We start from the raw sequence: 25,363 nt of genomic DNA, 5'->3' as shown, positions 1-25,363 counted from the left end.
TCCTTCCGGGGGGTGTTCAGCGGGAGAGGGTGGCGACGGCCGCGGCGTGCACGCCGGGCGCGGCGGCCAGGAAGCCGTCGCTCGCCGGGGTCCAGGGGCGGCCCGAGGCGTCGGAGACCCGACCGCCGGCCTCGGTGACGAGCAGCGCGCCGGGCAGCAGGTCGGCGCGTGCGCCGGCGAACTGCCAGAAGGCGTCGACGCGGCCGGCGGCCACGTCCAGCAGGTGCAGGGTCGCGGGCACGGAGGTGCGCACGACGAGCGCGTCGCGGAGCATCGCGGTGATCGAGGAGCCGACGCGCCGCACGACCTCGTCGTCCTCGTCCGGCCTGGCCTGGCTCGTCGCCACCAGTGCGAGCTCCAGGTCCTCGGTGTCGGACACGCGCAGCGGCCGGCCGTCGAGGTGGGCGCCCGCGCCCGCCAGCGCCGTGTACGTCTCGCCGGCCAACGGCACGTGGACCGCTGTGAGCACCGGCCGGTTGTCGCGCACGAGGGTGGCGGTGACCGCCCACCCCGGCAGTCCGCGCAGGTGGTTGACGTTGCCCTCGGCCGGGTCCACCACCCACCACTCGCCGGCGGGCAGGGCGCCGCCCGCGAGCTCGTCCTGCACCCAGCGGGCGTCCGGGCGCAGGCCGGTGAGGAGGGGCCGCAGGACGTCGAGGGCCGCGTCGTCGTTGGCGGCGAGCGCGCCCGTCAACTCGTCGCGGGTCCGGTGGCGGACCACCTCGCCGAACCGCTCGCGCAGCACCGCGCCGGCCTCGCGCACGGCGATCGCGACCCGGGGGAGCAGTTCGGCATCGGTGGTCGGGGACTTCTCGGGCATGGCGGTGCTTCCCGTCTGAACAGGGACTTCGTGGTCGATCGGGCGGAATTCCGGTGGTTCTCCGGGCCCGTGCCTCGACGGTATTCACGCTCCGGATTAACTTCAAGTGCATGTAAAACACGGCTAGGATTACTCCCGTGCAATTGGACTTGAACCTGCTCTCCGCCCTCGACGCCCTGCTCGAAGAGGGCAGCGTGGCCGGCGCGGCCGAGCGCCTGCACGTCACCGCACCCGCCATGAGCCGGAGCCTCGGCCGGCTCCGCCGCACCACGGGGGACCAGATCCTGGTGCGCACCGGGCGCACGATGACCCCCACGCCATACGCGATCGCCGTGCGGGAACAGGTGCACGAACTGCTCCAGGAGGTCCGCGGCGTGCTGGCGCCGAGCCGCGAACTCGACCTCGCGACCCTCGAACGCACCTTCACCCTGCGCTGGCACGACTCGCTCATCTCCCTCGCGGGCCCCGCGCTGCTCACGGCCGTGCGCGAGCAAGCGCCGGGCGTGCGGCTGCGCTTCATCGCGGAATCCGCCACCGACACCCCCGGGCTGCGCCGCGGCGAGGTCGACCTGGAGGCGAACGCGAGCCGCCCGACGACACCCGACCTGCGCGCCGAGAAGGTCGCCGAGACCCACCACGTCGTCGTGGTGCGGCGCGAACACCCGCTCACCCGCGGCGGCGCCGTCACCGCCGAGCGCTACGCCGCGGCCGAGCACATCACCGTCTCGCGGCGGGGCAGGCTCGACAACGCCCTCGACGAAGCCCTCGCCAGCCTCGGGCTCACCCGGCGCGTGGTGGCCGCCGTCCCCACCGAAGCGGCCGCGTTCGCCTTCGCGCGCGACGCCGACCTCCTCGTCACCGCCCCCGGCTCCACCACGGCCGCGGCGGCCGGCCCCGGCCTGGCCGTGCTCCCGCTGCCCCTCGACCTGCCGCCCGCCCCGGTGTACCTGTCGTGGCACCAGCGCTACGACACCGACCGCGCGCACGCGTGGCTGCGCGACCTCGCGCGGACCGCGCTGGCACGGCGTCGCGGCGGCGACCGGATCGAAGCGTGACCCGCACGATCCCCGCTATCACGTCGACGCGCACCGGCAGGACATGAGCACCAGTCGGACACGGGCGCCGACAGGACATGAGCGCCGACAGGACACGGGCGCCGGCAGGGCATGAGCGCCGACAGGACACGGGCGCCGGCAGGGCGTTAGCGCCCGCCGGCGGCGCGACAAGCCTTGTCCGGACGATCCACCTCGATCCCGGACGTTGTCCGGCATCGGGCAACCGGCCGGCTGACAAGGACGTTCTCGCAGGCCGGGCGGGGGCGGACCGCCCCGGACAACTGCCTTCGGGACGCCCGGTGATCGACTTCGGTGCCCTGTCGCGCAACTGTCAACTGGGATCAGTCGTGACAAGGTTGTGATCACCTCACCCATGTGGCCGCCGCCACTGCCCCATAGCGTCCTCCCAACGTTGTGGAACGCGGTCAACACTGCTCGGGCACACCCGAACAGGTGGGGAGGACCCATGTCACGTGCACGCTTAGTTCCCGCCGCGGTCGCGGTCGCCGTGGTGGCGGCCGGCTGCGGCGGCGCCGAGGAGGCGCCGGCCGGCTCGAACACCGACGCCGCCATCACCATCTTCAACACCGAGCCGGAGAACCCGCTGGTACCCGGCAACACCACCGAGGTGGGCGGCAGCCGGGTGCTCGACCCGCTCTTCACCGGCCTCGTCGAGTACCGGGCGGAGGACGCCCAGCCCGTCAACGCGATGGCCGAGTCGATCGAGACGACCGACTCCAAGGTCTTCACCGTCAAGATCAAGCAGGGCTGGACCTTCCACGACGGCACGCCGGTCACCGCGAAGAGCTTCGTGGACGCCTGGAACTGGACCGCCTACGGTCCCAACGGCACCCAGGGCGCCAGCTTCTTCTCCCAGATCGAGGGCTACGACGAGGTCCACCCGAAGGACCCCGACGGCGCGGACGGCCCCCAGGAGGCGCCGACGCCGACCGTCCAGGAGATGTCGGGCCTCAAGGTCGACGGCGACCACCAGTTCACCATCACCCTGTCCGAGCCCTTCTCGGTCTTCCCCGTCACCATCGGCTACGAGGTGTTCGCGCCCCTGCCGGAGGCGTTCTTCAAGGACCGCAAGGCGTTCGAGGACAGCCCGATCGGCAACGGCCCCTTCAAGTTCGTCTCGCGCGCGGTCGGCACCGACATCAAGCTGACCCGCTACGACGACTACAAGGGCGACGACAAGCCGAAGTTCAAGGACCTGACGCTCAAGGTCTACCAGAGCCGCGAGTCGGCCTACGCGGACCTCGTCGCGAACAACCTCGACTTCATCGAGGAGCTGCCGCCCAACGCCCTGGCGGGCAAGAAGTACGAGACGGACCTCGGCGACCGGGTCGTGCAGCGCGAGACGCTGAACATGCAGACCATCGCCATGCCGTTCTACCTGCCGCCCTACGACAACGTCGACCTGCGGCGCGCGATCTCCATGGCGATCAACCGCGAGGAGATCACCCAGCGCATCTTCGAGGGGACCCGCAAACCGGCCGACGGCTGGGTCCACCCGCTGATGAAGGGCTACCAGCCCGGCCAGTGCGGCGACTACTGCGCGTTCAACCCGGAGAAGGCCAAGGAGTCGTTCGCGAAGTCCGGCTACACCGGGGAGATCCTGCTGCTGTCCAACACCGACGGCGGCCACCAGGAGTGGGCCGAGGCGGTGGCCAACAGCATCAAGAACACGCTCGGCGTCGAAGCCCGGTTCGTGCCGTCGACCAGCTTCGGCGAGTTCCGCCAGAAGGTCAACGCGCACGAGATGACCGGCATGTACCGGGCGGGCTGGATCGCCGACTACCCGTCGATCGAGAACTGGCTCACGCCGCTGTACCGCACCGGCGCGTCCTCCAACGACGGCCTCTACTCGAACCCGGCGTTCGACGCGAAGCTCGCCGAGGCCGACAAGGCCCCGGGCGAGGAGGAGGCCATCGGGCTGTACCTGGAGGCCGAGCGGATCATGGCCCCGGACATGCCGACCATCCCGCTGTGGACGCAGTTCACCATCGGCGGCAAGTCCGACCGGCTGAAGGTCGCCAACCTCGACCCGTTCCGGGCCCTCGACCTCGAAACCGTGGAAGTGGCATAGCGCTCGGTGTGATCGGGCCGGTCCGGGTGCGCCACCCGGGCCGGCCCCCGGCGGTGGGAGGCTCCGTTGGGGCGCTACGTGCTGCGCAGGCTCTTGCAGATGGTCCCGGTGTTCCTCGGGACGACTTTCCTGATCTACGTGATGGTGTGGGCGGTGCCCGGCGACCCGTTCGAGGGCAAGTGCGGCGAGCGGGACTGCCCCGAGTCGTACGTGTCGGCGATGCGGGAGCGGTTCAACCTCGACGACCCGCTGCTCGTGCAGTACGCCAAGTACCTGGGCAACCTGGTGCAGGGCGACTTCGGGCTGACCTCGTCCGGGCTCCAGGTCGCGGACCGGATCGCGGCGACGTTCCCCGTCACGCTCAAGCTCGCCCTGGTGGCCCTGGTCGTCGAGGCCGTCATCGGCATCACCGCCGGCGTGGTGTCCGGCCTGCGCAACCGCGGGTTCCTGGACAGCCTGGTGCTGGTGTCGACGCTGTTCCTCATCTCCATCCCGGTGTTCGTCACCGGCTACGTGGTGCAGCTGGTGTTCGGCCTCCAGCTGGGCTGGATCTCGCCGACCGTCACGAGCCCGACGATCGGCAACCTGATCGTGCCCGGCTTCGTGCTGGCGTCGCTGTCCATGGCCTACGTCGCGCGGCTGTCGCGGGCGAGCATCTCCGAGAACAGGCGGGCCGACTACGTGCGCACCGCGCTGGCCAAGGGCCTGCCGCAGCGCCGGGTGGTCGGCGTGCACCTGCTGCGGAACTCGCTGATCCCGGTGATCACGTTCCTCGGCACGGACCTGGGCGCGTTCCTGGGCGGCGCGATCGTCACCGAGGGCATCTTCAACGTGCCCGGCGTCGGCGGTCTGGTGTTCCGCTCGATCCTCACCAAGGACGGCGCGATGGTCACCGGCGTGGTCACCGTCCTGGTGCTCGTCTACCTGCTGATGACGTTGCTGGTGGACCTCCTCTACGCCGTCCTGGACCCGAGGATTCGCTATGACTGAGCAGATCGCCTCGCTCGTCGAGGAACGCCCGCGGGGCCTGTTCGGCGACGCCTGGCACGTCCTGCGCCGCCGCGCGCTGTTCTGGGTGGCCGTGTCGATCATCGCGCTGGTCGTGCTGATGGCGCTGTTCCCCGGGCTGTTCTCGTCCGGCGACCCGAACCTGGCGGAGCTGTCCCGCTCGCGCGGCGCGCCGTCGGCCGCCGCCTGGTTCGGCTACGACAACCAGGGCTACGACATCTACACGCGGGTCGTGCACGGCGCGCGGGCCACGCTCGTGGTCGGGCTGCTGTCCACGATCGGCGTGGTCCTGGTGGGCGCGACGGTCGGAATGCTCGCCGGGTTCTACGGCGGGTGGCTGGACGCGATCGTGTCGCGCATCGCCGACGTGTTCGTCGGCGTGCCGTTCGTGCTCGGCGCGATCGTCATCCTGACCACCCTGAACGCCGGCGGCGACGCGGGCACGGTCCGGATCGTCGCCCAGGTCGTGCTGTCGATCTCGGTGCTGTCCTGGCCGGTGTCCATGCGGATCATGCGGTCCACCGCCATCGCCGCCAAGCAGCAGGACTACGTGAAGGCGGCGCGGGCGCTCGGCGCGCCGCCGTCGCGGATCATCTCCAAGCACATGCTGCCCAACTGCGTGGCGCCCGTGCTGGTGTACGCGACGATCGCGCTCGGCGCGTTCATCGGCGTCGAGGCGACCCTGTCCTACCTGGGCATCGGGTTGCGCCAACCGGTCGTGTCGTGGGGCGTGATGATCAACAGCGCCAAGGACTACCTGCGGGTCGCGCCGCACGCCCTGCTGTTCCCGGCCGGGTTCCTGACCGCCACCGTGCTGGCGTTCGTGATGCTGGGCGACGCCGTGCGCGAAGCCCTCGACCCCAAGTTGCGGTGAGGTGGGCTGTGCTGGAAGTGGAGGACCTGCACGTCGAGTTCCGCACGCGCGACGGCGTGGCGCGGGTGCTCAACGGCGTGAGCTACCACGTGGCGCCGGGCGAGACGCTGGCCGTGCTCGGCGAGTCCGGGTCGGGCAAGAGCGTCACCGCCCAGGCCGTCATGGGCATCCTGGACACCCCGCCCGCGTTCGTCACCCGCGGCTCGGTGCGGTTCAACGGCGAGGAGCTGCTGACCGCCTCGCCGGAACGGCGGCGCGCGGTGCGGGCGTCCGGCGTCGCGATGATCTTCCAGGACGCGCTGTCCGCGCTGAACCCGGTGTTCACCGTCGGGTTCCAGATCGAGGAGCAGCTGCGGCTGCGGCGCGGCATGACCCGCAAGGAGGCGCGGGCGCGGGCGATCGAGCTGCTGGACCTGGTGCGCATCCCGTCGGCCGCGCAGCGGGTCCGCGAGTACCCGCACCAGTTCTCCGGCGGGATGCGGCAGCGGGCGATGATCGCCATGGCGCTCGCGCTGGACCCCGAGGTGCTCATCGCCGATGAGCCGACGACCGCGCTCGACGTGACCGTGCAGGCGCAGATCATGGACCTGCTGCGGGACATCCAGCGCGAGCGGTCCATGGGCCTGGTGCTGATCACGCACGACCTGGGCGTGGTCGCGGAGGTCGCCGACCGGATCGCCGTCATGTACGCGGGGCGCATCGTGGAGCAGGCCGACGCGGTGTCGCTGTTCCGCTCGCCCGGCCACCCCTACACGGCGGCGCTGATGCGGTCGCTGCCCCGCCTGGACTCGTCGAAGCACTCGGCGCTGGAGACCATCAAGGGGCTGCCGCCGAGCCTGCTGCGCATCCCGCCGGGGTGCCCGTTCCACCCGCGGTGCCCGCGCGCCGAGGACGTGTGCGCGGTGGACGTGCCCGCGTTCGTGCCCCTGGGACCCGGGCGGGGCAGCGCCTGCCACTTCGCGGAGGAGGTCGTCAGTGGCTGAGCTGCTGGAGGTCCGGAACCTGGTCAAGCACTTCCCGGTGACGCGCGGGGTGCTGTTCCGGCGCACGATCGGCCACGTGCGCGCCGTGGACGACGTGTCCTTCTCGCTGCGCGCGGGCGAGACGCTGGGCGTGGTCGGCGAATCGGGCTGCGGCAAGTCCACGCTCGCCCAGGTGCTGATGCGCCTGGAACCGCCCACGGCCGGCACGGCCCTGTTCGAGGGCACGCCCATGTTCGCCCTGAGGGGGGCGGCGCAGAAGGCCTGGCGGCGCGAGATGCAGATCGTGCTCCAGGACCCGTACACGTCGCTCAACCCGCGCATGACCGTCGGCGACATCGTCGGCGAGCCGTTCGACATCCACCCGGAGGTCGCGCCCCGCGGGTCGCGGATCGGGCGGGTGCGCGAACTGCTCGACGTCGTCGGCCTGAACCCGGAGCACATCAACCGCTACCCGCACCAGTTCTCCGGCGGGCAGCGGCAGCGCATCGGCATCGCGCGGGCGCTGGCGCTGCGGCCGAAGGTGATCGTGTGCGACGAGCCGGTGTCCGCGCTCGACGTGTCCATCCAGGCGCAGGTGATGAACCTGCTCGCCGGGTTGCAGAAGGACTTCGGGCTGTCGTACGTGTTCATCGCGCACGACCTGTCCGTGGTGCGCCACCTGTCCGACCGGGTGGCCGTGATGTACCTCGGGAAGATCGTCGAGATCGGCACCGAGCGGGAGATCTACGAGCACCCCACGCACCCGTACACGCAGGCCCTGCTGTCGGCCGTGCCGGTGCCCGACCCGGAGCTGCGCGGGCAGCGGGACGTGATCAGGCTGACCGGCGACGTGCCGTCCCCGATCGACCCGCCGTCGGGCTGCCGGTTCCGCACCCGGTGCTGGAAGGCGCGGGACGTGTGCGCCACCGAGGAACCGGCCCTGGTCGACCGCGGCGGCCACCCCAGCGCGTGCCACTTCGCCGAGGAGCGCCACGTGGTGCCGTGACGCGTGCGCGGTCGTCCGGCGCCCCTCACCGGCCGGCGGCCTCGCGCAGCAGCGAGCGGACGATCGGGACCAGCCGGTCGGGTGCGGAGTGGTGCACGGCGTGCGCCTCTCCCACGACCTCGACGAACCGGCCGTCCGGCAGCAGCGCCGCGACCTCGCGCGCCCACTCCCGGGAGACGACGGGGTCGCGGCTGCCGCGCACCACGACCGTCGGCGTGCGGACGTGGCCGAGCTTGTCCTCCACGCGGTCCGCGAGGAGGTGGCGGAACGTCGCGGCGATCCGGCGCGGGCCGCACCGCAGGTAGTCCAGCGCCTGCACGGGCGCCAGGGCGGGCCGCTCCCTCGGGGCATCGGCCACCAGCCGGGCGAGCTGGCGGGTCGCAGACCGGGCGTGGCGGTCCATCGTGGGGCTGACCATGAGCACCGGGCCGAGCAGCTCGGGGGAGTGGACCGCGAGGTCCGCGACGACCTGGCAGCCCGCGGAGTTGGCCACCAGCACCGCGCCGCCGCGTCCGGTCGCCCGCACCCAGCCGGCCAGCGCCGTCGACAGGCCCCGGACGTCCAGCGCCTCGGGCGGGCCGGGGGTGCGGCCGAAACCGGGCAGGTCGACGGCGGCCACCCGCGCCTCCCGGCCCAGGAGCCGCACCAGCGGCAGGAAGTAGCGGTGCGAGCAGCCCAGGCCGGGCACGCACACCACCCGCGGCGCGTCGGGCGGGCCCAGCACGGCGGCGTGCACCGGGGTGCCCTCGACCTCGGTCCACTCGGCGCTCATGCCCACTGGTACCCGCACCGGGGCCGGTGAACCGGACGCGGTCCCCGAGGGGCGTCGTCGCGATCCGCCCGCCAAACGCACGTCGATATTTCAATTCGAGCCCGTATCGATCCGGGTGGCTGCCCTGCCGGTGGGTGTTCGCGAATCATTTGGCAGTAATTTTGTTCCGGCCTCCCGTCGGTGGCGACGTGAGGACTTGTCGCTTTCGCCGTCCGGTCGTGGGAGTAACCGCGCGTTTACAGCTCGTTGATTTTCCGGTGGGGCGTGGAATATTGCTTCGAGTGGTCTCGGTTGGTCCGATCGGGTGGTGTGGGCGATAACCTGTAAAACTTTCCGGTCAATCGTCGAGTATTCCAATACCGGTGGGTGAACAGGACGCCAACGGGGGGTGGCGTCCAGGGGTGTCCGTCGCAGTGCACTGCCGTCACCGGTCACTGCATTCCGCAGGAGACGGGCTGTCGAAGAAAGCCGGCAGTTCTGTTCGCCGTCCGTTCGCTGCCCGAAAACGCCGCACGACCGCCGTCGTGAACGGCGTCGTCGGTTGCTGCTCATTCGAGGAGGCCACGATTTTACGCATGGGAGAGATAGTCGTCGGTGTGTTCCCCGGGCAGGGGTCCTACTCGCCCGGGTCGTTCTCCGTGCTGCTCGAACTCCCGATCGCGCGGCAGGTCGTGGACGAGGTCGACGCGGTCGCGCGCCGGGCCCTGGGCCGCGGCCTGGAACCGGTCTTGGGCGACACGCCGCCCACTGCGGACGAGCTGCTCGCCACCGCGCCCGACGTCGCGCAGGTCGCGGCGTTCACGACCTCGGTCGCGCTGTACGAGGTCCTGGCGGCCAGGGGAGTGGTGCCGTCGCTGCTCGTCGGGCACAGCCTGGGCGAGATCTCGGCGCTGGTCGCGGCGGGTGCGCTGTCGACGAGCCGGGGCGCGGAGGTGCTGTGCCACCGCATCCTCTCCCTCCGGGAGTGCGACACCAGCGGCGGCCGCATGGTCAGCCTGTCCTGCGACCGCGACCGCGCCGAGCGGGTCCTGGCGCTGCTGCCCACCTCCAACGCGGTGGTGGCGGTGGACAACGGTCCGCGGCAGACGACGGTGTCGGGAACCCCGGACGAGATGGAGCGGGTGCGCACCATCGCCGCCGCGATCGGGGTCGCGGCCACCTCGCTGCGCGCGCCCCACCCGTTCCACGGGCCGCTGCTCGACCGCGCCCGCGAGGAGTTCGCCCACCGCATCGAGGACGTCCGCGCGGGCGACTTCGCCGTGCCGGTCCACTCGCCGATCCTCGGCCGCCACTACCGGGCGGGCGAACGGCTGGCGGACGCGCTGTCCTCGCACCTGGTGGCCCCGGTGGACTTCCGGGGCGCGGTCGAGCGGCTGCACGCCGGAGGCGCGCGGATCTGGGTCGAGGTCGGCGCGGGCCGGACGGTGACCAACATCGTCCGAACCGTTCGACCCGACACCCTGGGCCTGGCGCCCCTGGCGAGCGGCACCTCCTCGATCGCCGAGGTCGTCGACTTCCTGCGACCGCCCACCGCCCACGCGCAGGTCGAGCACCTCAACGGCGCGGTCGTGCGCCTGCCGGTGATCACCTCGCGCGACGTGCCGGTGCTGTCCGCGCCCGCCGTGGAGCAGTCGCGGCCGGCGCCCGAGCCGGTCCCGGACCGGGCGGTCGGGCGGCCGGTCGACGCGACTGCCGACCGGGTGGCCGCCGACCGGTCGGGCGGCGCCACCGCCGGGGGCCCGCCGGACCGCGAGGTGCTCGCGGCCCGCATCCGCTCCCTCTACGCGACCGTCCTGGAGTACCCGGAGGACGTCTTCGAGGACGACGCGGCGCTGGAGGCGGACCTCGGCGTCGACTCGGTCAAGCAGACCGAGCTGTTCGCCAGGATCGGCCAGGAGCTGGGCATGGGCGCGCGGCCCGAAGAACTGCGCGTGTCCGACTACCCGACCTTCGGCGGTGTGGTCGACTTCTTCGTCGGCTCGCTGAGAGCGGGTGCCAGATGACGACCGGGGACCTGGACGGCAAGGTCGCCCTCGTCACCGGCGGAGCGGGCAGCGTCGGCGCGCACATCAGCCGGGCCCTGGCCGAGGCCGGCGCGCACGTGGTGGTCAACTGCTTCCACTCCCTCGACACGGCGCGCGCGCTGGTCGACTCGCTCGTAGCGGACGGGCTGCGGGCCGAGGCGGTCCGCGCCTCGGTCGCCCGGCGGGGACAGGTGGAGCGGATGTTCGAGGAGGTCGGGCGCACCCACGGCCGGCTCGACCTCCTGGTCAACAACGCCGCCGCCGGGATCTTCCTCCCGGCGGCGGCCCTGACCGACGAGCACCTGGACCGGGCCTACGCCACCAACGTCAAGGGCGCGCTGTGGTGCTCGCTCGCGGCGTCGGAGCTGATGCCGGCCGGTGGGGCGATCGTCAACGTGTCGTCCATCGGGGCGCTGCACGCGCCGGCCAACTACCTGGGCGTCGGCATCACGAAGGCGGCGCTGGAGGCCCTGACCCGCTACCTCGCCGCCGAGTTCGCGGACCGCGGCATCCGGGTCAACACCGCCTCGGCCGGGCTGATCGACAACGAGGTCGGGCGGATGTTCCCGGACTTCGGGTCGGTCAGCGCGAACACCGCCGCGGCCACCTCGGTGGGCAGGCTCTGCACGCCCGCCGAGCTGGCCTCGGTGGTCGTCTTCCTGGCCGGACCGGGTTCCTCGTACGTCACCGGCCAGTCGGTGGTGGCCGACGGGGGGCTGTCGCTGCTGCGGCAGGCGATGTCACCCACCCCGGCCAAGGCCGCCACCCCGGTCGAGGCCGCCACTCAAGCCAAGGCCGCCGTGCCGGTCACCGCGCCGGAACCGGTCGCCGTGCGGGAGCCGGCCACGGAGGCCGAGCCGGCGCCGACCGGTGCGGACGGCGACCCGGTCGTGGTCGTCGGCATGGGGCTCGCCGTGCCCGGCGCGTCCAGCCCGGACGAGTTCTGGTCCCTGCTGCGCGGGCACGCGGAGCTGTTCGTGGAGGTCCCCGCCGACCGGTGGGACGTGGACAGCTTCCACGACGACGACCCCTCCGCGCCGGACAAGACCTACCAGCGGCGCTCCGGGTTCATCACCGGCTTCACCCCGCACCCGGACCTCGACGTCGCCCCGGACACCGACTTCACCACCCTGTGGCTGCGGCACAGCATCCACCAGGCGCTGGACGGCGTGGGGCGCTCCGACGCCGACCGGTTCGGCCTGTACGTCGGCTACACCCCGGACGGCAGCCAGCACCTCCAGGAGGCCCTGGTCCGCCGCGAGGTCGTCGGGTTCGCGGAGCGCGACGGCCTGCCCGCGGACGACGACGGCCTGCGCGAGCTGCTCGACCGGTGCCTGCCGCGCGGCCGGCGGGCCGAGCCGCCGCACCGGGTCGTGAGGTCCGCGGCGAGCGGGCTGCTGCCCGAGGGCACGGCGGTGTCGGTGGTCGACACGGCCTGCTCCTCCTCGCTGTACGCCATCGACATCGGGTTGCGCGCCATCGTCGCGGGCGACGTGGACACCGCCCTGTGCGGCGGCGCGTTCGCCCTCGCACCGGCCGGGTCGGGGCTCTTCGCCAAGCTGCACGGGCTGTCGGTGCGCGGCGAGGTGCGCGCGCTGGACCGCGACGCCGACGGCGTGCTGTTCTCCGACGGCGCGGGCGTCGTGGTCCTCAAGCGGCTGTCCAAGGCGCTCGCCGACGGCGACACCGTGCTGGGCGTGGTCGGCGGGATCGGCCTCTCGGCGGACGGCAAGGGCAAGGCCGTCTACGCGCCGTCCAGCAGCGGCCAGGAACTGGCCATCGAGCGCGCCCTGAGCAGATCCGGCGTGCAACCGTCCGAAGTGGACTGGGTGATCGCGCACGCCACCGGCACCCCGGCGGGCGACCTCGCCGAGTTCGCCGCGCTGCGGGCCGCCTACGCGAGCGCGGGCCCCGTGCCGGTCACCTCCAACAAGTCGCTCATCGGCCACACCGGGTGGGCGGCGGGCGTGGTGTCGGTCATCCACGCGCTGCTGGCGCTGCGGCACGGCACCATCCCCGCACAGCAGCGGTTCACCGAGGCGCCGCCCGGCTTCGGGGCCGGACCGGACACGCTCCACGTGCCCCGCGAGCCGGTCCCGTGGCCGGCGGGGACCCGGGCGCGCACGGTCGCCGTGTCCGGTTTCGGCTTCGGCGGCACGAACGCGCACCTCCTGCTGCGCGAGCACCGGCCCGACGTGCCCGCGTCGTTCGGCTACGGCGAGCGCCGCCGCGGCGGGCTGGTGGTCGTCGGCTGCTCCTCGCACGTGCCCGACGGGGCCCCCTCGTTCGGCCGGACCTACCCGACGCCGTCGTTCCGGGAGGTGCGGATGCCCGCGAGCACCCTGCGCGCCACCGACCGCACCCAGTTGATGATCATGGAGTGCATGCGGCGGCTGGCCGGTGACGTCCGCGAGGCGTGCGAGGCCGACCGCGCGGCCACCGGCGTCGTCGTCGGCCACATGGGGCCGACCCGCAACGCGGTGCTCTACGCGCTGCGGGCCTACCTCGACGAACTCGTGGGCGCCGCGCACGCCTCGGGCGGTTCCGAGGAGGTCCTGGCGATGCTCAAGAAGCTCCGGGAGCACGCCCACGACCACATCGCCGCCCCCGTCGAGGACTCGTTCCCCGGCGAGATGCCCAACGTGGTGGCGGCCCGGCTGTCGAACTACTTCGACCTGCGCGGCCTCAACATCACCGTGGACGGCGGGCGCGGGTCGCTCGCCGACGCGTTCGAGCTGGCGGGCCGGTACCTGGAGTTCGGCGACATCGACATCGCCCTGGTCGCCGGGGTCAACGGCAACAGCCTGGCGTCGTGGTCGCGGCTCGTCGAGGAGTCGACGCCCGGTGGGACGGGCGGCGAGGTGGCCGAGGGCGCGTTCCTGTTCGCGGTGACCCGGCGCGAGTACGCCGAGTCCCACGACCTGAGGGTGCTCGCCGAGATCGACCTGGAGGCGGCGTGACGAGCGCGTACCTGGGCGCCGAGGGCGCCCCCGACCTGCTGGCCCTGCTCGGCGGGGCGGAACCCGGGCGGGAGCTGAGGTTGCCGCCCTCCGGGTCCGGCCGCACCGTCGTGCTGCGCCCGCCCGCACCGGCGCGGGTCGTGCAGCGGCACGTGCTGGACTGGGTGGACGCGCCCGCCGTGCCGGCGCGCGACCCGCTGCCCGCGCTGCCCGGCGGGGTGGTGGTGCTGACCAACGGCGACCCGGCCGCGTTGCCGCTACCCGCCGACGCCGTCGTGCTCACCGGCACGGGCGACGTCGACGAGCACGACAGCTGGACCCGGGGCGGCACGCCCGCGCACGTGCGGGTCGTGGTGGACCTCACCGACCCGGCGCTGCGGTCGGCCGCGTGGTCCGCCGCGGCCCGCCGCGTCCTGGACCTGCACGAGCTGGTGTTCCTGGTGATGCGGCGGTGCGCCGGCTGGTTCCCGGAACTGCCGGCCGCCTCGTTCCTGGTCACCGTCGTGAGCCCGGAGCCGTCGCCGTTCACCGGGCTGTTCACCGGGTTCGCCAAGAGCCTGGCGCTGGAGCTGCCCGGCGTGCCGGTCGTGGCGACCGTCCACGACGACGCGGACCCGGCGTCGGCGCTCGCGGTGTCCGCGTCGGAGCTGGCCAACCGGCAACTGCTGCCCGTGGTGCGGCACGTGGCCGGGCGGCGGCTCGTGACGCGGTCCAGGCCCGTGCCCGCCGCGCCGACCGCGCCGCCGGCGCCCGGGGACGCCCTGGTGGTCGCCGCGGGCGGGGGCCGGGGTATCGGCGCGGCCGTCCTCCTGGCGCTGGCCCGCGCGCACCGGCCGCGGGTCGTCGTGCTCGGCAGCACCGACCTCTCCGCGCACGACCCGGCGCTGCTGGACGCGCCCGACGACGCGCCGGAGCTGGGGCGCGCCCGGTACATCAAGGCGCTCACCGCCGGCGGGGCGACCGTGGCGCAGGCCAACGCCCGCTTCGAGCGGCTGGCCGGTGCGCGGTCCGTGCGCCGCACGCTCACCGGGCTGGAACGGCTCTGCGGGCCGGGCCGCGTGCACTACCGGCGATGCGACCTGCGGGACACCGACGCCGTGCGGACCGCGGTGAGCGCGCTGCTCGCCGAGCACGGCGACGTCGACCTGCTGCTCAACGTCGCGGGCACCAACCGGGCCGCCGACATCCGCACGAAGTCCCGCGCCGACTTCCTGGAGGTGCGCGAGCTGAAGGTCCGCACCTACCTGAACCTGCGCGAGGCGTTCGCCGGCCGGGAGCCGCGCCGGTGGTGCAACTTCGGCTCGTTCGTCGGCTTCACCGGTCAGCGCGGCGAGACCGACTACGGCTCCGCCAACGACTTCCTCAACACGGCCGCCGAGTGCTCCCGCGACCGGGGCGCGGTCGAGTTCACCATCGGCTGGACGCTGTGGCGCGACACCGGGCTGGGCGCGGGACCGGTCATGCGCGCGTTCCTGGCCAAGGCCAACCAGTTCACCGCGACGCCGACCGAGGAGGGCGTGGCGCACTTCCTCGCGGAGCTGGGCCACCCCGTGCCACCGGTGAGCACGGTCGTCTACGGCGACCGCGAGCGGGCGTCGATCGCGGCCGTCGTGCCGGAGTACGCGGACTTCTGCGCGGCGTCCGCGCTGCCGTTCGTCGACGAGGTCACCTGGTCCGGGCCCGACGAGGTGACCGTCTCGCGCACCTTCGACCTCGACCGCGACGGCTTCCTCGCCGAGCACCGGGTCGACGGGCACCCCACCCTGCCGGGCACCTTCGTGCCCGAACTGGCCGCCGAGGCGGCGAAGGTTCTGGTGCCGCACCGGGTGCCCGCCGTGTTCGAGGACCTGGTGCTGAGCGCGTTCCTCCGGGTCTACCCGGACGGCCGGCCCCGGCCCAAGAAGATCCGCGCCCGGCTGCTGGGCGAGGACGGCGCGGAGTCCGTGGTGCGCGTGCGGGTGCTGGCCGACGTGGTCGCGCCCGACGGGCGGGTGCTCGTCGCGGACCGCGAGCACTTCGCCGTCACGGTGCGGATGCGCGACGGCTACCGACCCGCGCCCCGCTGGGAGCACTGGGCCGAGGAGGGCGCGCGGCCGGTCGCGGACCCGTACCACGCGCCGGACTCGTCGGTGCTGCTGACCGGGGTCTTCGTGTCCACCGAGGACACCCGCCTGCACGCCAGGGGCAAGCGGGCGCGGCTCGCCCTCGACGGCGCCGGCGTGCGGCGCTGGTTCTCGGACCTGCTCGTGCCGTCCGTGCTGCTGGACGGCCTGGCGCGGGTCGCCGTGCTCGACCTGGTGGACGGCCGCACGCCCGTCGCGGTGCCCCGCTCGATCCGCCGCATCGAGGTGTTCTCACCCCACAACGACCTGTCCCTGCTGGGTGAGCGGGTCGAGCTGTACTCCACGCCCGTCGGGCTCGACCTGGAGGACCCGGCCGCCGCGAACCTCTGCGTCGCGGCGACCGCGGACGGGCGCGTGCTGCTGGAGGTCGAGGGCACGGTCGGCCGCGTGTTCGGCCACGTCGACCAGGCCACCGGTCGCTTCACCGCCCGCGAGGGCTCCACCGCCCGTGAAGGCTCTTCCACCAGGAGACACACATGACCGCGACCGATGACGCGGCCCTGGCGGCCGGGCGCTGCCCGGTGACCGGGATCGGCGCCCGGGAGGTGAGCGGGCCGAAGGGCCTGCCGGTGCTCGGCGTCACGCCGGAGCTCGCCAAGGACCCCCTGGACTTCACCCTCGCCCTCCAGCGCGACCACGGCGAGGTCGCCAGGGTCGACCTGGTGCCGCGCGGGTACGTCCAGCTGACCGACCCGTCCGCCATCGAGCGGGTGCTCACCTCCAACATCGCCAACTACGTGCGGGGCAAGCTCTACGTGGCGTTCCACGTGTTCATGGGCCGGGGCCTGCTCACGCTGGACGACGCCGACTGGCGCGCGCACCGCAAGGTCGTGCAGCCCGCGTTCACCCCGGAGCGGGTCGCGCGGGGCGTGGACCTGGCGCTGGCGGCGCTCGACGACGCGTTCCGCTCCTGGGACCGGGCCGCCCGGGAGGGCGGCCGGATCGACCTCGTCCACGAGACCATGGCCTTCAGCGCCCGACTGCTCGGCGAGGTCCTCGTGAGCGAGGACCTGTCCCGCCCGGAGCAGCGCTTCACCCGGTCCGTCGCCTCCGCGCTGGAGGTGATCTTCAAGAACGTCAGCAGCGTCGAGGAGCTGCTGCTGCCGAAGTGGCTGCCCACCGGCTACCAGCGGCGCAAGAAGGCCGCGCGCCGGGTGTTCGACCGGATCATCGGCCGGATCGCGGCGCGGCGGCGGGCCCGGGGCGAGACCGGTGACGACGTCGCCGGCCTGATCATGGAGTCCGACCTGCCCGACGAGGCGCTGGCGGACAACCTGGTCACGATGTTCCTCGCGGGCTCCGAGACCACCGGCCTGTCCCTGATGTGGGCCCTGTACGAGCTGACCCGCAACCCGGCCGTCCGGCGCGAGGTGGAGGAGGAGGTCGACCGGGTGCTCGGCGACGCGCCGCCGACCTTCGACCGGCTAGACGAGCTGCCGGTGACGCGGTCCGTGGTGGACGAGACCCTGCGGCTGTACCCGTCGGTGTGGCAGTTCCCGCGCGACGCGGTCGAGGACGACGAACTGGCGGGCCGCCACGTGCCCGGCGGGACGACGGTGATGGTCAGCGTGTTCGGCACGCACCGCAACCCGCGGCTGTGGGACCACCCGAACTCCTTCGACCCGGCCCGCTTCCGCGACCCCGAGGCCCAGCGGCCCCGGTTCGCGTACCTGCCGTTCGGCGGCGGGCGGCGCCAGTGCATCGGCAAACCGCTGGCCGTGGCGGTGCTGGTGGCCGCGGTCGCCGCGGTGTGCGGCCGCTACCGGTTCGCGTTGCCGTACGGCCGCGAGTCGGTGTGGCCGGACGCCTTCATCACGCTGTTCCCGCCGGGGTTCCCCGCCGACGGCATCCCGGTTGAGGTCCTGCGGCGTGATGGCTGAGCGGAGCCGCGGCGGGTTCGGCTGGTTGCTGCTCGCGACGGCGGCGCCGATGTTCCTGGTGTCGCTGAACAACCTCGTGGTCACCAACGCGCTGCCGGTGATGAGCCGCGACCTGGGCATCGGGCCGTCCGGTTCGCAGTGGGTGGTGCACGCCTACGCGTTGGCGTTCGCCGGGTTGCTGCTCACCGGCGCGGCGCTGGGCGACCGGTTCGGCAGGCGGCGCGTGTTCCTCGTCGCGATCGGCGTGTTCACCGCCGGGTCGGCCGCCTGCGCCCTGGCGGACTCGCTGCCGGCGCTGCTGGCGGCGCGCGTCGTGCAGGGCGCGGGCGCGGCGGCCGTGTACCCCGTGTCGCTCACCCTGCTCGCCACCGGTGTCCCGGACCGGCGGCGCACGGTGGCGGTGGGGCTGTGGAGCGCCGTCAACGGGCTCGGCATCGCGCTGGGCCCGCTGGCCGGCGGTCTGGTCGCGGTGCGGCTGAGCTGGCCGTGGATCTTCTGGCTGCTGGTGCCGATCGGCCTCGCGCTGGTGCCGCTGTGCCGGTGGCGGCTGGCGGAGAGCCGCGGTGACGACGGCGCGCTCGACCTGCCGGGCATGGTGCTGGTCTCGCTGTCGGTGGCGCTGGCGGTGCTGGGCACCGCGCGGGCGGGCCAGGACGGCTGGACCGCGCCGTCCGTGCTGGCGCCGTTCGCCGGGGCGGTGGTCGGCGGGATCGCGTTCGTGCTGTGGGAGCGGCGCTGCCCGCACCCGCTGCTGCCCCTGCGGTTCTACCGCGTCCCGGCGTTCGTGCTGAGCAACGCGGTGTCGTTCACCATGTTCTTCGGCGTCTTCGGGTCCATCTACTGGCTGATGCTCTACCTCCAGGGCCCGGTGGGCTACAGCGCCCTGGAGGCCGGTGTGCGGACGCTGCCGTGGACCGCGATGCCGATGCTGGTCGCGGTGGCGGCGGGCGTGCTGGCGAACCGGGTGCGGCCCGGTGCGCTGATCGCCGCCGGCCTGGCGTGCGAGGCGCTCGCGCTCGCGGCGAGCGCGGTGCTGCTCCGGCCGGAGTTCGACTACCGGCTGGTCCTGCCCGCCCTGCTGCTCGGCGGGATCGGCATGGGCCTGGTGTTCACGCCGATGACGGCCGCGGTGCTCGCGTCCGTGCGCCCCGCCGAGCGCGGCAAGGCGTCCGGGGCCAACACCACGGTCCGCGAGATCGGGTTCGCGCTGGGCGTGGCCGTGATGACCACGGTGGTGCTGCGGGCGTCGGACGGGCGCGGCGGCCTGGCCGATCCCGTCGCGTTCGTCGAGGCGGTGCGCCCGGCGGTGTGGGTGGGCGCGGCCGTGGTGCTGGTCGGCGCGGTGGCCGCGGCGTTCCTGCGCGTTCCTTCGGGAACGACCGGGGACGGCGCCGCGGCAGTGGTCGTGGGGAGGGCCGTCGGGGACACCGCGGTCCGGGTCGGGGATCTCCGGGAGAAGGACGAGGTGGGGCGATGAAGGTCACCGTCGCGCTGAACCCGACCGCGGGCGGCGGTCGGCACGGCACGCGGCTGAACGCGGTGCTGGACGGGTTGCGCGGGCACGTCGACGTCGAGGTGCTGACCGCGGCGGGCGCGGGCGAGGCGCTCGGCGGCTACCGCGAGGCGATCGACCGCGGCACGGACGCGCTGGTGGCGATCGGCGGCGACGGGACGTTCCACACCGCGGCGCAGGCCGTCGCGGGCGGGCGGACGCCGGTCGGGCTGGTGCCGACCGGCACGTGCAACGACCTGGCCGACGCGCTGGGCCTGCCACCGGACCCGGTCGCCGCCGCGCGGGCGGTGGGCGAGGCCCTCGCGGCCGGCCGCACCCGGGAGGTGGACCTGGCCCGGGTCGACTACCCCGACGGGCGGTCGGTGCGGTTCGCCAGCGTGCTCATGATCGGCTACGCGGCCTCGGTCGCGGACCGGGGCAGCAGGCTGCGCCGGCCGTCCGGCCCGCGCCGCTACGACGTGGCCGCCGTGCTCGAACTGCCGCGCTTCCGCCCGGAGGTCTACGAGGTGGAGCTCGACGGCGTGCCCGCGACGCTGCCCGCCGTGCTGTTCGCGGTCGGCAACACCCGCAGGTTCGGCGGCAAGCTGCACGTCTGCCCGGACGCCCGCGTCGACGACGGCCTGCTCGACGTCGCCACGATGGGGCCCAACACCCTCGTGGCGACCCTCGGCACGGTGCTGCGGCTGTTCAGCGGCAAGGCCCGCGCGTCGGATACCTCGACCCGGAGGTTCCGCGTGCGGTCGGTGCGCGTGGCCAACCCCGGCCTGCTCGTCTGCGCCGACGGCGAGGCGCTGCCCCCGCCGCCCTTCACCATCACCGGCGAACCGGGCGCGCTGGTCGTGCCCGCGGCCGGCGGGACGGGTGGCGGCCGGTGAGCGTGGTCCTAGTGACCGGCGCGTCGAGCGGCATCGGCGCCGCCACGGCGGTGCGCCTGGCCCGCGAACCGGGCGCGCGGCTGGTGCTCGTGGCCCGCCGCGCCGACCGGCTCGCGGCCACCGCGGACCGGGTCGGCGGCGCCCGGGTGCTCGTCGAGGACCTGACCGACCCGGCCGCCGCCCGGCGGGTGGCCGACCGGGTCGAGGACGAATTCGGCAGGCTGGACGTCCTGGTGCACAACGCCGGCGCACACTTCGGCGGCACGTTCGCCGAGACCGGCAGCGCCCAGGTCCGCCGCGCGCTGGACCTGGACTTCGAGGCGCACGTCCGGCTCACCGAGGAGCTGTTGCCGCTGCTGCGCCGGTCGCGGCCATCGGTGGTGGTCGTGGTGTCCAGCGTGGCCGGTCGCATCGGCCTGGCCGGGTCCGGTGCGTACTCGGCCGCGAAGTTCGCGCTCAGCGGCTGGACCGAGGCGCTGCACGCCGAGGAGCGCCACCACGGCGTCCACTTCGGACTGGTCCTGCCCGGCTACGCGGAGACCGAGGGCTTCCGGCACGAGGGCAGGCTGGCGAACCCGGTGCGCCGCTGGACCGTCACCTCCGACACCGCCGTGGCCGAGGCCGTCGCCCGCTCGGTCCGCCGGCGGACGGCGGAGCGGTACGTGCCGGCCTGGTGGCGGCTGCTGGCCGGCGGCAGGCGGGTCGTGCCCGGCCTGCACGCCGCCGCCCGACCGGCGATCGAGGAGTGAGGGAACCCCCGTGACCGCCACCGAGAACGCGCCCGGCACCCGGCCCGCCGGGTTCTACCAGGACCGCGTGGAGCGCACCGCGACCGGCGCGGTGGTCTTCCGGCTGCTCGACGACCGCGACGACCACCTGCGCGACCACACCGTGGACGGCGTGCCGACGCTGCCGGGCTGCTTCGCCGCCGAGATGGCCGCGCAGGCCGCCGGGCTGCTCGCGCCGGGCCGCGTGGTGACCGGGTTCCGCGACCTGACCTTCGACCGGTTCGTCAAGGTCGGTGCGACGGCGCGCGGTCCGCTGCGGGCGCTGGCCGAGCTGCGGGCCGCCGACGAGGACGTGACCGTGGTGGACGTGCGGGTGGTGGCCGACGTGGTGGCCCGCTCCGGGCGCGTCCTGGCCGCGGACCGGCAGCACTGCTCGGTGCGCGTCGTGCTGGCCGACGCGCACCCCCGCCCGCCCACCTGGGACGCCTGGCCCACCGCGGCGGAGCTGCCCGTGGTCGACCCGTACCACGTCGACGGCGCGCCGGTCCGGCTCGACGGGCCGTTCCGCAGCACGGCGGGCACGCGCCTGCACCCGATGGGCGCCCGCGCCGCCTACACCGCGCCCGCCCGGCCGGGCTCGGTGTTCGAGCGCTTCACCACCCCGGCCCTGCTGCTCGACGGGATGCTGCGGCTGACCGGCGTGGAGCTGCTGGACGACCGGTACGCGCCGGTGTCCGTGCCGACCGGGGTCGGCCGCGTCGACCTCTACACCGGGGCGCACGACGTCGCCCTGGGCGCGCTCGGCGGGGTGGTCGACCTGACCAGCAGCCCGCGCGGCGTCGTGCTCGGCGCCGAGCCGGGCGGCCGGGTCGTCGCCACCGCGCCCGACGGCCGGGTGCTCGCCCAGCTCAAGGACGTGGCCGGGCTCGTCGTCGGCTACTTCGACGTGCGGGAGGGCCGCCACCTGCGCGAGCTGCCCGCGGGCGCGCCCGGCAGGCCGACCGCCGCGCCCCGCGCCATCCCAGTCTGACCACCGTGGAAGAGCCCGTGGAGGAGTACCCATGAGCACCATCGCACCGGGGCCGCGCGGCCTGCCGCTGCTGGGCAACCTGCCCCAGTGGCGCGCCGCGCCCGCGGAGTTCCTGCTCGGCCTGCGCCGCGACCACGGCGGTGTCGTGCGGCTCCGGATCGGCCCGTACCTGATGCACCTGGTCACCGACCCGGCGGCGGTGCACCGGGTGCTGGTGGAGAACAACCGCAACTACGTGCGCGGCAAGCTCTACGAGCAGTTCAAGCTGGTGATGGGCGAGGGCCTGCTGACCACGGACGGCCCGGTGTGGAAGTCGCACCGCCGCGTGGTGCAGCCCGCGTTCCACGGCGGCGTGGTGAACGCGATCGTGCCGAGCGTGGTCGAGGCGACAGGGGAGATGCTCGACCGCTGGGAGGTCAAGGCGCGCGAGGGCGAGCCGGTCGACCTGCTCGACGAGATGCTGAGGCTGACCCTGGTCACGCTGAGCCGGTCGCTGTTCGGCTACGACCCCGCCGAGGCCGTGCCCGCGATGAAGCGGATCGGCGACGCGTGCATGGAGCTGATGTTCCCGCACGGCTTGCTCTCCGAGCACCTGCCCGGCTGGGTCCCGACCGCCCGCAACCAGCGGGTCCGGCGGGTCGACCGGTTCTTCACCTCCCTGATCGACGACATCCGGGCCAACCACGCCCGCACCGGCGGCGGCAGGCTCGTCGAGCTCGTCGAGCGGGCCGGGTGGACCGACCGCGAGGTCCGCGACGAGCTGCTCACCGTCTACCTGGCAGGCCACGAGACGACCGCGACCTCCGCGTGCTGGGCGCTGTGGGCCATCGCCAACCACCGCCACGTCGAGGAGGAGCTGGTGGCCGAGGTGGGCCGGGTCCTGGGCGACCGCGTGCCCGTCGCGGGGGACCTGCCCGGCCTGGAGGGCACCGGGCACGCCATCGACGAGGCGCTGCGCCTGTACCCGCCGATCTGGACGTTCCCGCGCGACGCGGTGGACGACGACGTGGTGGGCGGCCACGACATACCCGGCGGCTCGTCGATCCTGCTCTCGCCGCTGGTCACCCACCGCGACCCGGACGTGTGGGAGAACCCGGAGGCGTTCGACCCGCGCCGGTTCGCGGGCGGCGCAGGCCGGGAGCGCGCCAAGCTGACCTACTTCCCGTTCGGGGGCGGCGCGAGGCTGTGCGTGGGCAAGGAGATGGCGCTGCTGGAGCTGAGGGTCATCGTCGCGATGGTGCTGCGGCGGTTCCGGGTGGAGGCGGTGCCCGGCCGGTTCCTGACGTACGGCCAGTCGATGATCTCGCTGCGGCCGCGGCAGGGCGTGCGCGTGCGCCTGCGCCTGCGCGAACCGGTGGGCGCGTGACGGGGGGACTGGTGCGGCAGGCGTTGTCGCCGCACCCCCTGGGCCGCCTCGACCCGCCGCCGCCGGGCGCGCTGACCGGGAGGACCGCGCTGGTGCTCAACGGCACGGCGGCGCTGCGCGCGAGCGTGGCGGACGCGGTGCGGGCCCTCGGCGGCGAGGTCCGGGACGACGCCGGGGCCCCGGTGGACGTCGTCGTCGACCTGGCGCTGTGCGGCACCGGCGGCGAGGACTGGCGGACCGCGATGCGGCGGACCGTCGAGGCGCTGCGCGCGGTCTACGGCGACTGGGCGGGCGAAGCGGTCGCGGGCAGGCTGCGGTACCTCGCGGTCACGTCGCTGGGCGGCACGATGGGGCTGGCCGACCACCCGGACGCGCTGCCGCTGTCCGGGGCGTGGGCGGGGCTGGCGAAGACGCTGCCCCGGGAGTTCCCGGTGTGCGCGGTGCGGGTGGTGGACCTCGGACCGGTGGGCGACCCCGGCGAGGCGCTGGTCGCGGAACTGCTCGCCGACGGTCCGCTGGAGGTCGGCGTGCGCGGCGACCGGCGGTGGACGATCCTGCCGCGCGCCGCCGACGCCGACGGTGCGGAGATCGCCGTCGCGCCCACCGACGTGCTGCTGATCACCGGCGGCGGGCGCGGCATCGGGTTCGAGTTCGCCCTCGACGTCGCCCGGCGCACCGGCTGCGAGGTGGTGGTCAGCGGTCGCGGTGCGCTGCCCGGCCCGGAGGAGGGCTGGGCCGCGGCCGACGACGGGCGTTTCGAGGAGCTGGTGAAGGCCGCCTACCGGGACCGCGCCGACCCGCTGCCCGTCGTGCGGGCCCGGGTCCGGCGGATGCGCGAGACGCGAGAGGTCGTCGCCAACCTGGCCAGGGCCCGCGCGGTCGGCGCCCGGGTGCGCTACGAGGTGTGCGACGTGACCGACGCGGCGAGCGTGTCCGCGCTCGTGGCGTCGGCCGGGCCGCGGCTGGCGTTCGTGGTGCACAACGCCGGCGTCGACGCGCCGACCAGGCTGGCCAACAAGACGCCGGAGCAGGTGCTCGACGTCATCGCGGTGAAGGTCGACGGGTTCTCCCACGTGCTCGCCGCGCTGGGGGACCGGCCGCTGAAGGCCCTGTGCGCGGTCGGCTCGCTCACCGGCCGCTACGGCGGCATGGTCGGCCAGGTCGACTACGCCGCGGCCAACGAGGGGCTCGCCCGGCTCGCCATGTGGGCGGGGCACCGGCTGCCGTACCCGGTGAAGTCGCTGTCCTGGCCCACGTGGGACGGCCTGGGGCTGATCACCAACCTGGAGGCGGCGGCGCGGTACATGCGGCCGATTTCGGTGGAGGCGGGCCTCGCGGCGTGGCGCTCGGAGCTGACGCGCGCGGGCAGCGGCGAGATCGGGTTCCTCTCCGACATCGGCGCGGTGACGCCGGGGCAGCTCGCCGGCCTCGTCGTGCCGTCGGACTGGGAGAACCGCGCGTCCCTGCTCACCCGGCGGTTCCTGCTGGGGACCGTGACGGCCCACGAGCCCGGCCGGCTGTTCGACACCGCGCACCGGCTGGGCGCGGGCTGGGCGGCGTTCCTCGACGACGTGCGCACGGGCGGCGCGCCCGGCGTGCCGGTGTCGGTGGCGCTGGAGTACCTGCTGGCGGGCGCGGAGTGGCTGGCGCCGCCGATCGGTCCGGTCGCGGTCGCGGCCGCGGAGGACCTGTGGGCGTGGCCGGCCGGGCTCGCCGTGCCGCATGGGTCGTGCGTGCTGGGCAGGCGGGCGCGGGTCGTCGGGACGTCCGACCGGTGGCGCGTCCGGGTGGAGCTGCTGCGCGCCGGGCAGCCGGTCGCCGGCGCCGTGGTCGTGTTCGGCCCGCGGCCGGAGCCCCGGTGGTCGCCCGCTCCGGCGGCGAGCCCCCGGCGGTCCGCGGCGGGGTACCGGTGGCGGCCCTACGCGGTGGACGTCGGTCCGTGGCGGGCGGGCGACGGCGGGTGGACGACGTCCGTGCGCCCGTCCCGGCCGGCCGACCTGGTCGTGCGCACCGACCCGCCGGAGTTCCGGCTCCCGGTAGGCCACCTGGAAGCGGCGCTGGCGGTGTCCCGCGCGCGCGAGGGCGCCGCGCGGTGGCGGGCGGACCGGCTCGACCTGCACGGGGAGGGTCCCGGCGCGGCGGCGCGTGACGTGACCGCGTCCGGCGACGACTACCTGGTGACGGGGGACGGGGGCGTTCCCCTGATCAGCGTGTCGGGATCGCGCTGGGTGCCGGCATGACCGCGCACCCCGACCGAGGGTCATCCGGAACACCG

18 protein-coding genes are annotated in these 25,363 nt (G+C 74.2%); 16 read left to right on the top strand and 2 right to left on the bottom strand.

The features are described 5' to 3' along the window. Positions 1-16: 16 nt before the first annotated feature. Positions 17-820 (bottom strand): inositol monophosphatase family protein, encoded by an 804-nt coding sequence (locus ABD223_RS35220; protein WP_344041069.1) that lies wholly within the window; start codon positions 818-820, stop codon positions 17-19. Between the two features lie 137 nt (positions 821-957). Between ABD223_RS35220 and ABD223_RS35215 the strand changes: the two genes are divergently transcribed. From ABD223_RS35215 to ABD223_RS35190, 6 genes are all read left to right on the top strand, one after another. After that, positions 958-1,875 carry a LysR family transcriptional regulator gene (locus tag ABD223_RS35215; RefSeq protein ID WP_344041068.1) on the top strand — a complete coding sequence of 306 codons (918 nt, stop codon included), beginning with the start codon at positions 958-960 and terminating at the stop codon, positions 1,873-1,875. A 466-nt stretch (positions 1,876-2,341) separates the two neighbouring features. Next, entirely contained in the window at positions 2,342-3,967 is a 1,626-nt protein-coding gene (locus tag ABD223_RS35210; RefSeq protein ID WP_344041067.1) for a peptide ABC transporter substrate-binding protein, read from the top strand. A gap of 66 nt (positions 3,968-4,033) precedes the next feature. Further along, a complete protein-coding gene (locus ABD223_RS35205) occupies positions 4,034-4,957 on the top strand; it encodes an ABC transporter permease (RefSeq protein WP_344041066.1) in 924 nt (307 codons plus the stop codon). Then, positions 4,950-5,849, top strand: a complete 900-nt coding sequence (locus ABD223_RS35200) for an ABC transporter permease (protein ID WP_344041065.1) — start codon at positions 4,950-4,952, stop codon at positions 5,847-5,849. Before ABD223_RS35205 ends, ABD223_RS35200 begins: the two co-directional genes overlap by 8 nt. A gap of 8 nt (positions 5,850-5,857) precedes the next feature. Continuing rightward, entirely contained in the window at positions 5,858-6,832 is a 975-nt protein-coding gene (locus ABD223_RS35195) for an ABC transporter ATP-binding protein (protein ID WP_344041064.1), read from the top strand. Next, the gene (locus tag ABD223_RS35190) at positions 6,825-7,817 is read left to right on the top strand and encodes an ABC transporter ATP-binding protein (protein WP_344041063.1); all 993 of its coding nucleotides are present in this window, start codon (positions 6,825-6,827) and stop codon (positions 7,815-7,817) included. The genes ABD223_RS35195 and ABD223_RS35190 overlap by 8 nt, the downstream gene beginning before the upstream one ends. A 25-nt stretch (positions 7,818-7,842) precedes the next feature. On the opposite strand, the gene ABD223_RS35185 is transcribed toward ABD223_RS35190, so the two are convergent. Further along, on the bottom strand, positions 7,843-8,589 hold the full coding sequence (locus ABD223_RS35185) for an alpha/beta fold hydrolase (RefSeq protein WP_344041062.1): 747 nt from the start codon (positions 8,587-8,589) through the stop codon (positions 7,843-7,845). Positions 8,590-9,164: 575 nt separating this feature from the next. Between ABD223_RS35185 and ABD223_RS35180 the strand changes: the two genes are divergently transcribed. The 10 genes from ABD223_RS35180 to ABD223_RS35135 are packed head-to-tail and all read left to right on the top strand — an operon-like array spanning position 9,165 to position 25,328. After that, on the top strand, positions 9,165-10,592 hold the full coding sequence (locus ABD223_RS35180) for an acyltransferase domain-containing protein (protein WP_344041061.1): 1,428 nt from the start codon (positions 9,165-9,167) through the stop codon (positions 10,590-10,592). Next, entirely contained in the window at positions 10,589-13,573 is a 2,985-nt protein-coding gene (locus ABD223_RS35175; protein ID WP_344041060.1) for an SDR family oxidoreductase, read from the top strand. Before ABD223_RS35180 ends, ABD223_RS35175 begins: the two co-directional genes overlap by 4 nt. Then, on the top strand, positions 13,570-16,176 hold the full coding sequence (locus ABD223_RS35170) for an SDR family NAD(P)-dependent oxidoreductase (protein ID WP_344041059.1): 2,607 nt from the start codon (positions 13,570-13,572) through the stop codon (positions 16,174-16,176). The genes ABD223_RS35175 and ABD223_RS35170 overlap by 4 nt, the downstream gene beginning before the upstream one ends. Continuing rightward, on the top strand, positions 16,173-17,576 hold the full coding sequence (locus ABD223_RS35165; RefSeq protein WP_344041058.1) for a cytochrome P450: 1,404 nt from the start codon (positions 16,173-16,175) through the stop codon (positions 17,574-17,576). Before ABD223_RS35170 ends, ABD223_RS35165 begins: the two co-directional genes overlap by 4 nt. After that, on the top strand, positions 17,569-19,053 hold the full coding sequence (locus ABD223_RS35160) for an MFS transporter (RefSeq protein WP_344041057.1): 1,485 nt from the start codon (positions 17,569-17,571) through the stop codon (positions 19,051-19,053). Before ABD223_RS35165 ends, ABD223_RS35160 begins: the two co-directional genes overlap by 8 nt. Next, a complete protein-coding gene (locus tag ABD223_RS35155) occupies positions 19,050-19,964 on the top strand; it encodes a diacylglycerol/lipid kinase family protein (protein ID WP_344041056.1) in 915 nt (304 codons plus the stop codon). The genes ABD223_RS35160 and ABD223_RS35155 overlap by 4 nt, the downstream gene beginning before the upstream one ends. Next, entirely contained in the window at positions 19,961-20,713 is a 753-nt protein-coding gene (locus ABD223_RS35150) for an SDR family NAD(P)-dependent oxidoreductase (RefSeq protein ID WP_344041055.1), read from the top strand. The genes ABD223_RS35155 and ABD223_RS35150 overlap by 4 nt, the downstream gene beginning before the upstream one ends. Before the next feature lie 10 nt (positions 20,714-20,723). After that, a complete protein-coding gene (locus ABD223_RS35145) occupies positions 20,724-21,722 on the top strand; it encodes a hypothetical protein (RefSeq protein WP_344041054.1) in 999 nt (332 codons plus the stop codon). Positions 21,723-21,753: 31 nt separating this feature from the next. Continuing rightward, complete coding sequence (locus tag ABD223_RS35140; protein WP_344041053.1) at positions 21,754-23,088, top strand: cytochrome P450; 1,335 nt, start codon at positions 21,754-21,756, stop codon at positions 23,086-23,088. Further along, entirely contained in the window at positions 23,085-25,328 is a 2,244-nt protein-coding gene (locus ABD223_RS35135) for an SDR family NAD(P)-dependent oxidoreductase (RefSeq protein ID WP_344041052.1), read from the top strand. Before ABD223_RS35140 ends, ABD223_RS35135 begins: the two co-directional genes overlap by 4 nt. Positions 25,329-25,363: the final 35 nt, after the last annotated feature.

This window comes from Saccharothrix xinjiangensis (assembly GCF_039527585.1).
GTDB lineage: Bacteria > Actinomycetota > Actinomycetes > Mycobacteriales > Pseudonocardiaceae > Actinosynnema > Actinosynnema xinjiangensis.
Note: the sequence above shows the minus strand (reverse complement) of the source record. Positions and strands in the feature narration are given on the sequence as shown.

Coding starts and splice junctions, on each gene's coding strand:
- ABD223_RS35220 (WP_344041069.1), bottom strand. CDS start 820: ATGCCCGAGAAGTCCCCGACCACCGATGCCGAACTGCTCCCCCGGGTC.
- ABD223_RS35165 (WP_344041058.1), top strand. CDS start 16,173: ATGACCGCGACCGATGACGCGGCCCTGGCGGCCGGGCGCTGCCCGGTG.
- ABD223_RS35180 (WP_344041061.1), top strand. CDS start 9,165: ATGGGAGAGATAGTCGTCGGTGTGTTCCCCGGGCAGGGGTCCTACTCG.
- ABD223_RS35160 (WP_344041057.1), top strand. CDS start 17,569: ATGGCTGAGCGGAGCCGCGGCGGGTTCGGCTGGTTGCTGCTCGCGACG.
- ABD223_RS35140 (WP_344041053.1), top strand. CDS start 21,754: ATGAGCACCATCGCACCGGGGCCGCGCGGCCTGCCGCTGCTGGGCAAC.
- ABD223_RS35175 (WP_344041060.1), top strand. CDS start 10,589: ATGACGACCGGGGACCTGGACGGCAAGGTCGCCCTCGTCACCGGCGGA.
- ABD223_RS35210 (WP_344041067.1), top strand. CDS start 2,342: ATGTCACGTGCACGCTTAGTTCCCGCCGCGGTCGCGGTCGCCGTGGTG.
- ABD223_RS35155 (WP_344041056.1), top strand. CDS start 19,050: ATGAAGGTCACCGTCGCGCTGAACCCGACCGCGGGCGGCGGTCGGCAC.
- ABD223_RS35185 (WP_344041062.1), bottom strand. CDS start 8,589: ATGAGCGCCGAGTGGACCGAGGTCGAGGGCACCCCGGTGCACGCCGCC.
- ABD223_RS35200 (WP_344041065.1), top strand. CDS start 4,950: ATGACTGAGCAGATCGCCTCGCTCGTCGAGGAACGCCCGCGGGGCCTG.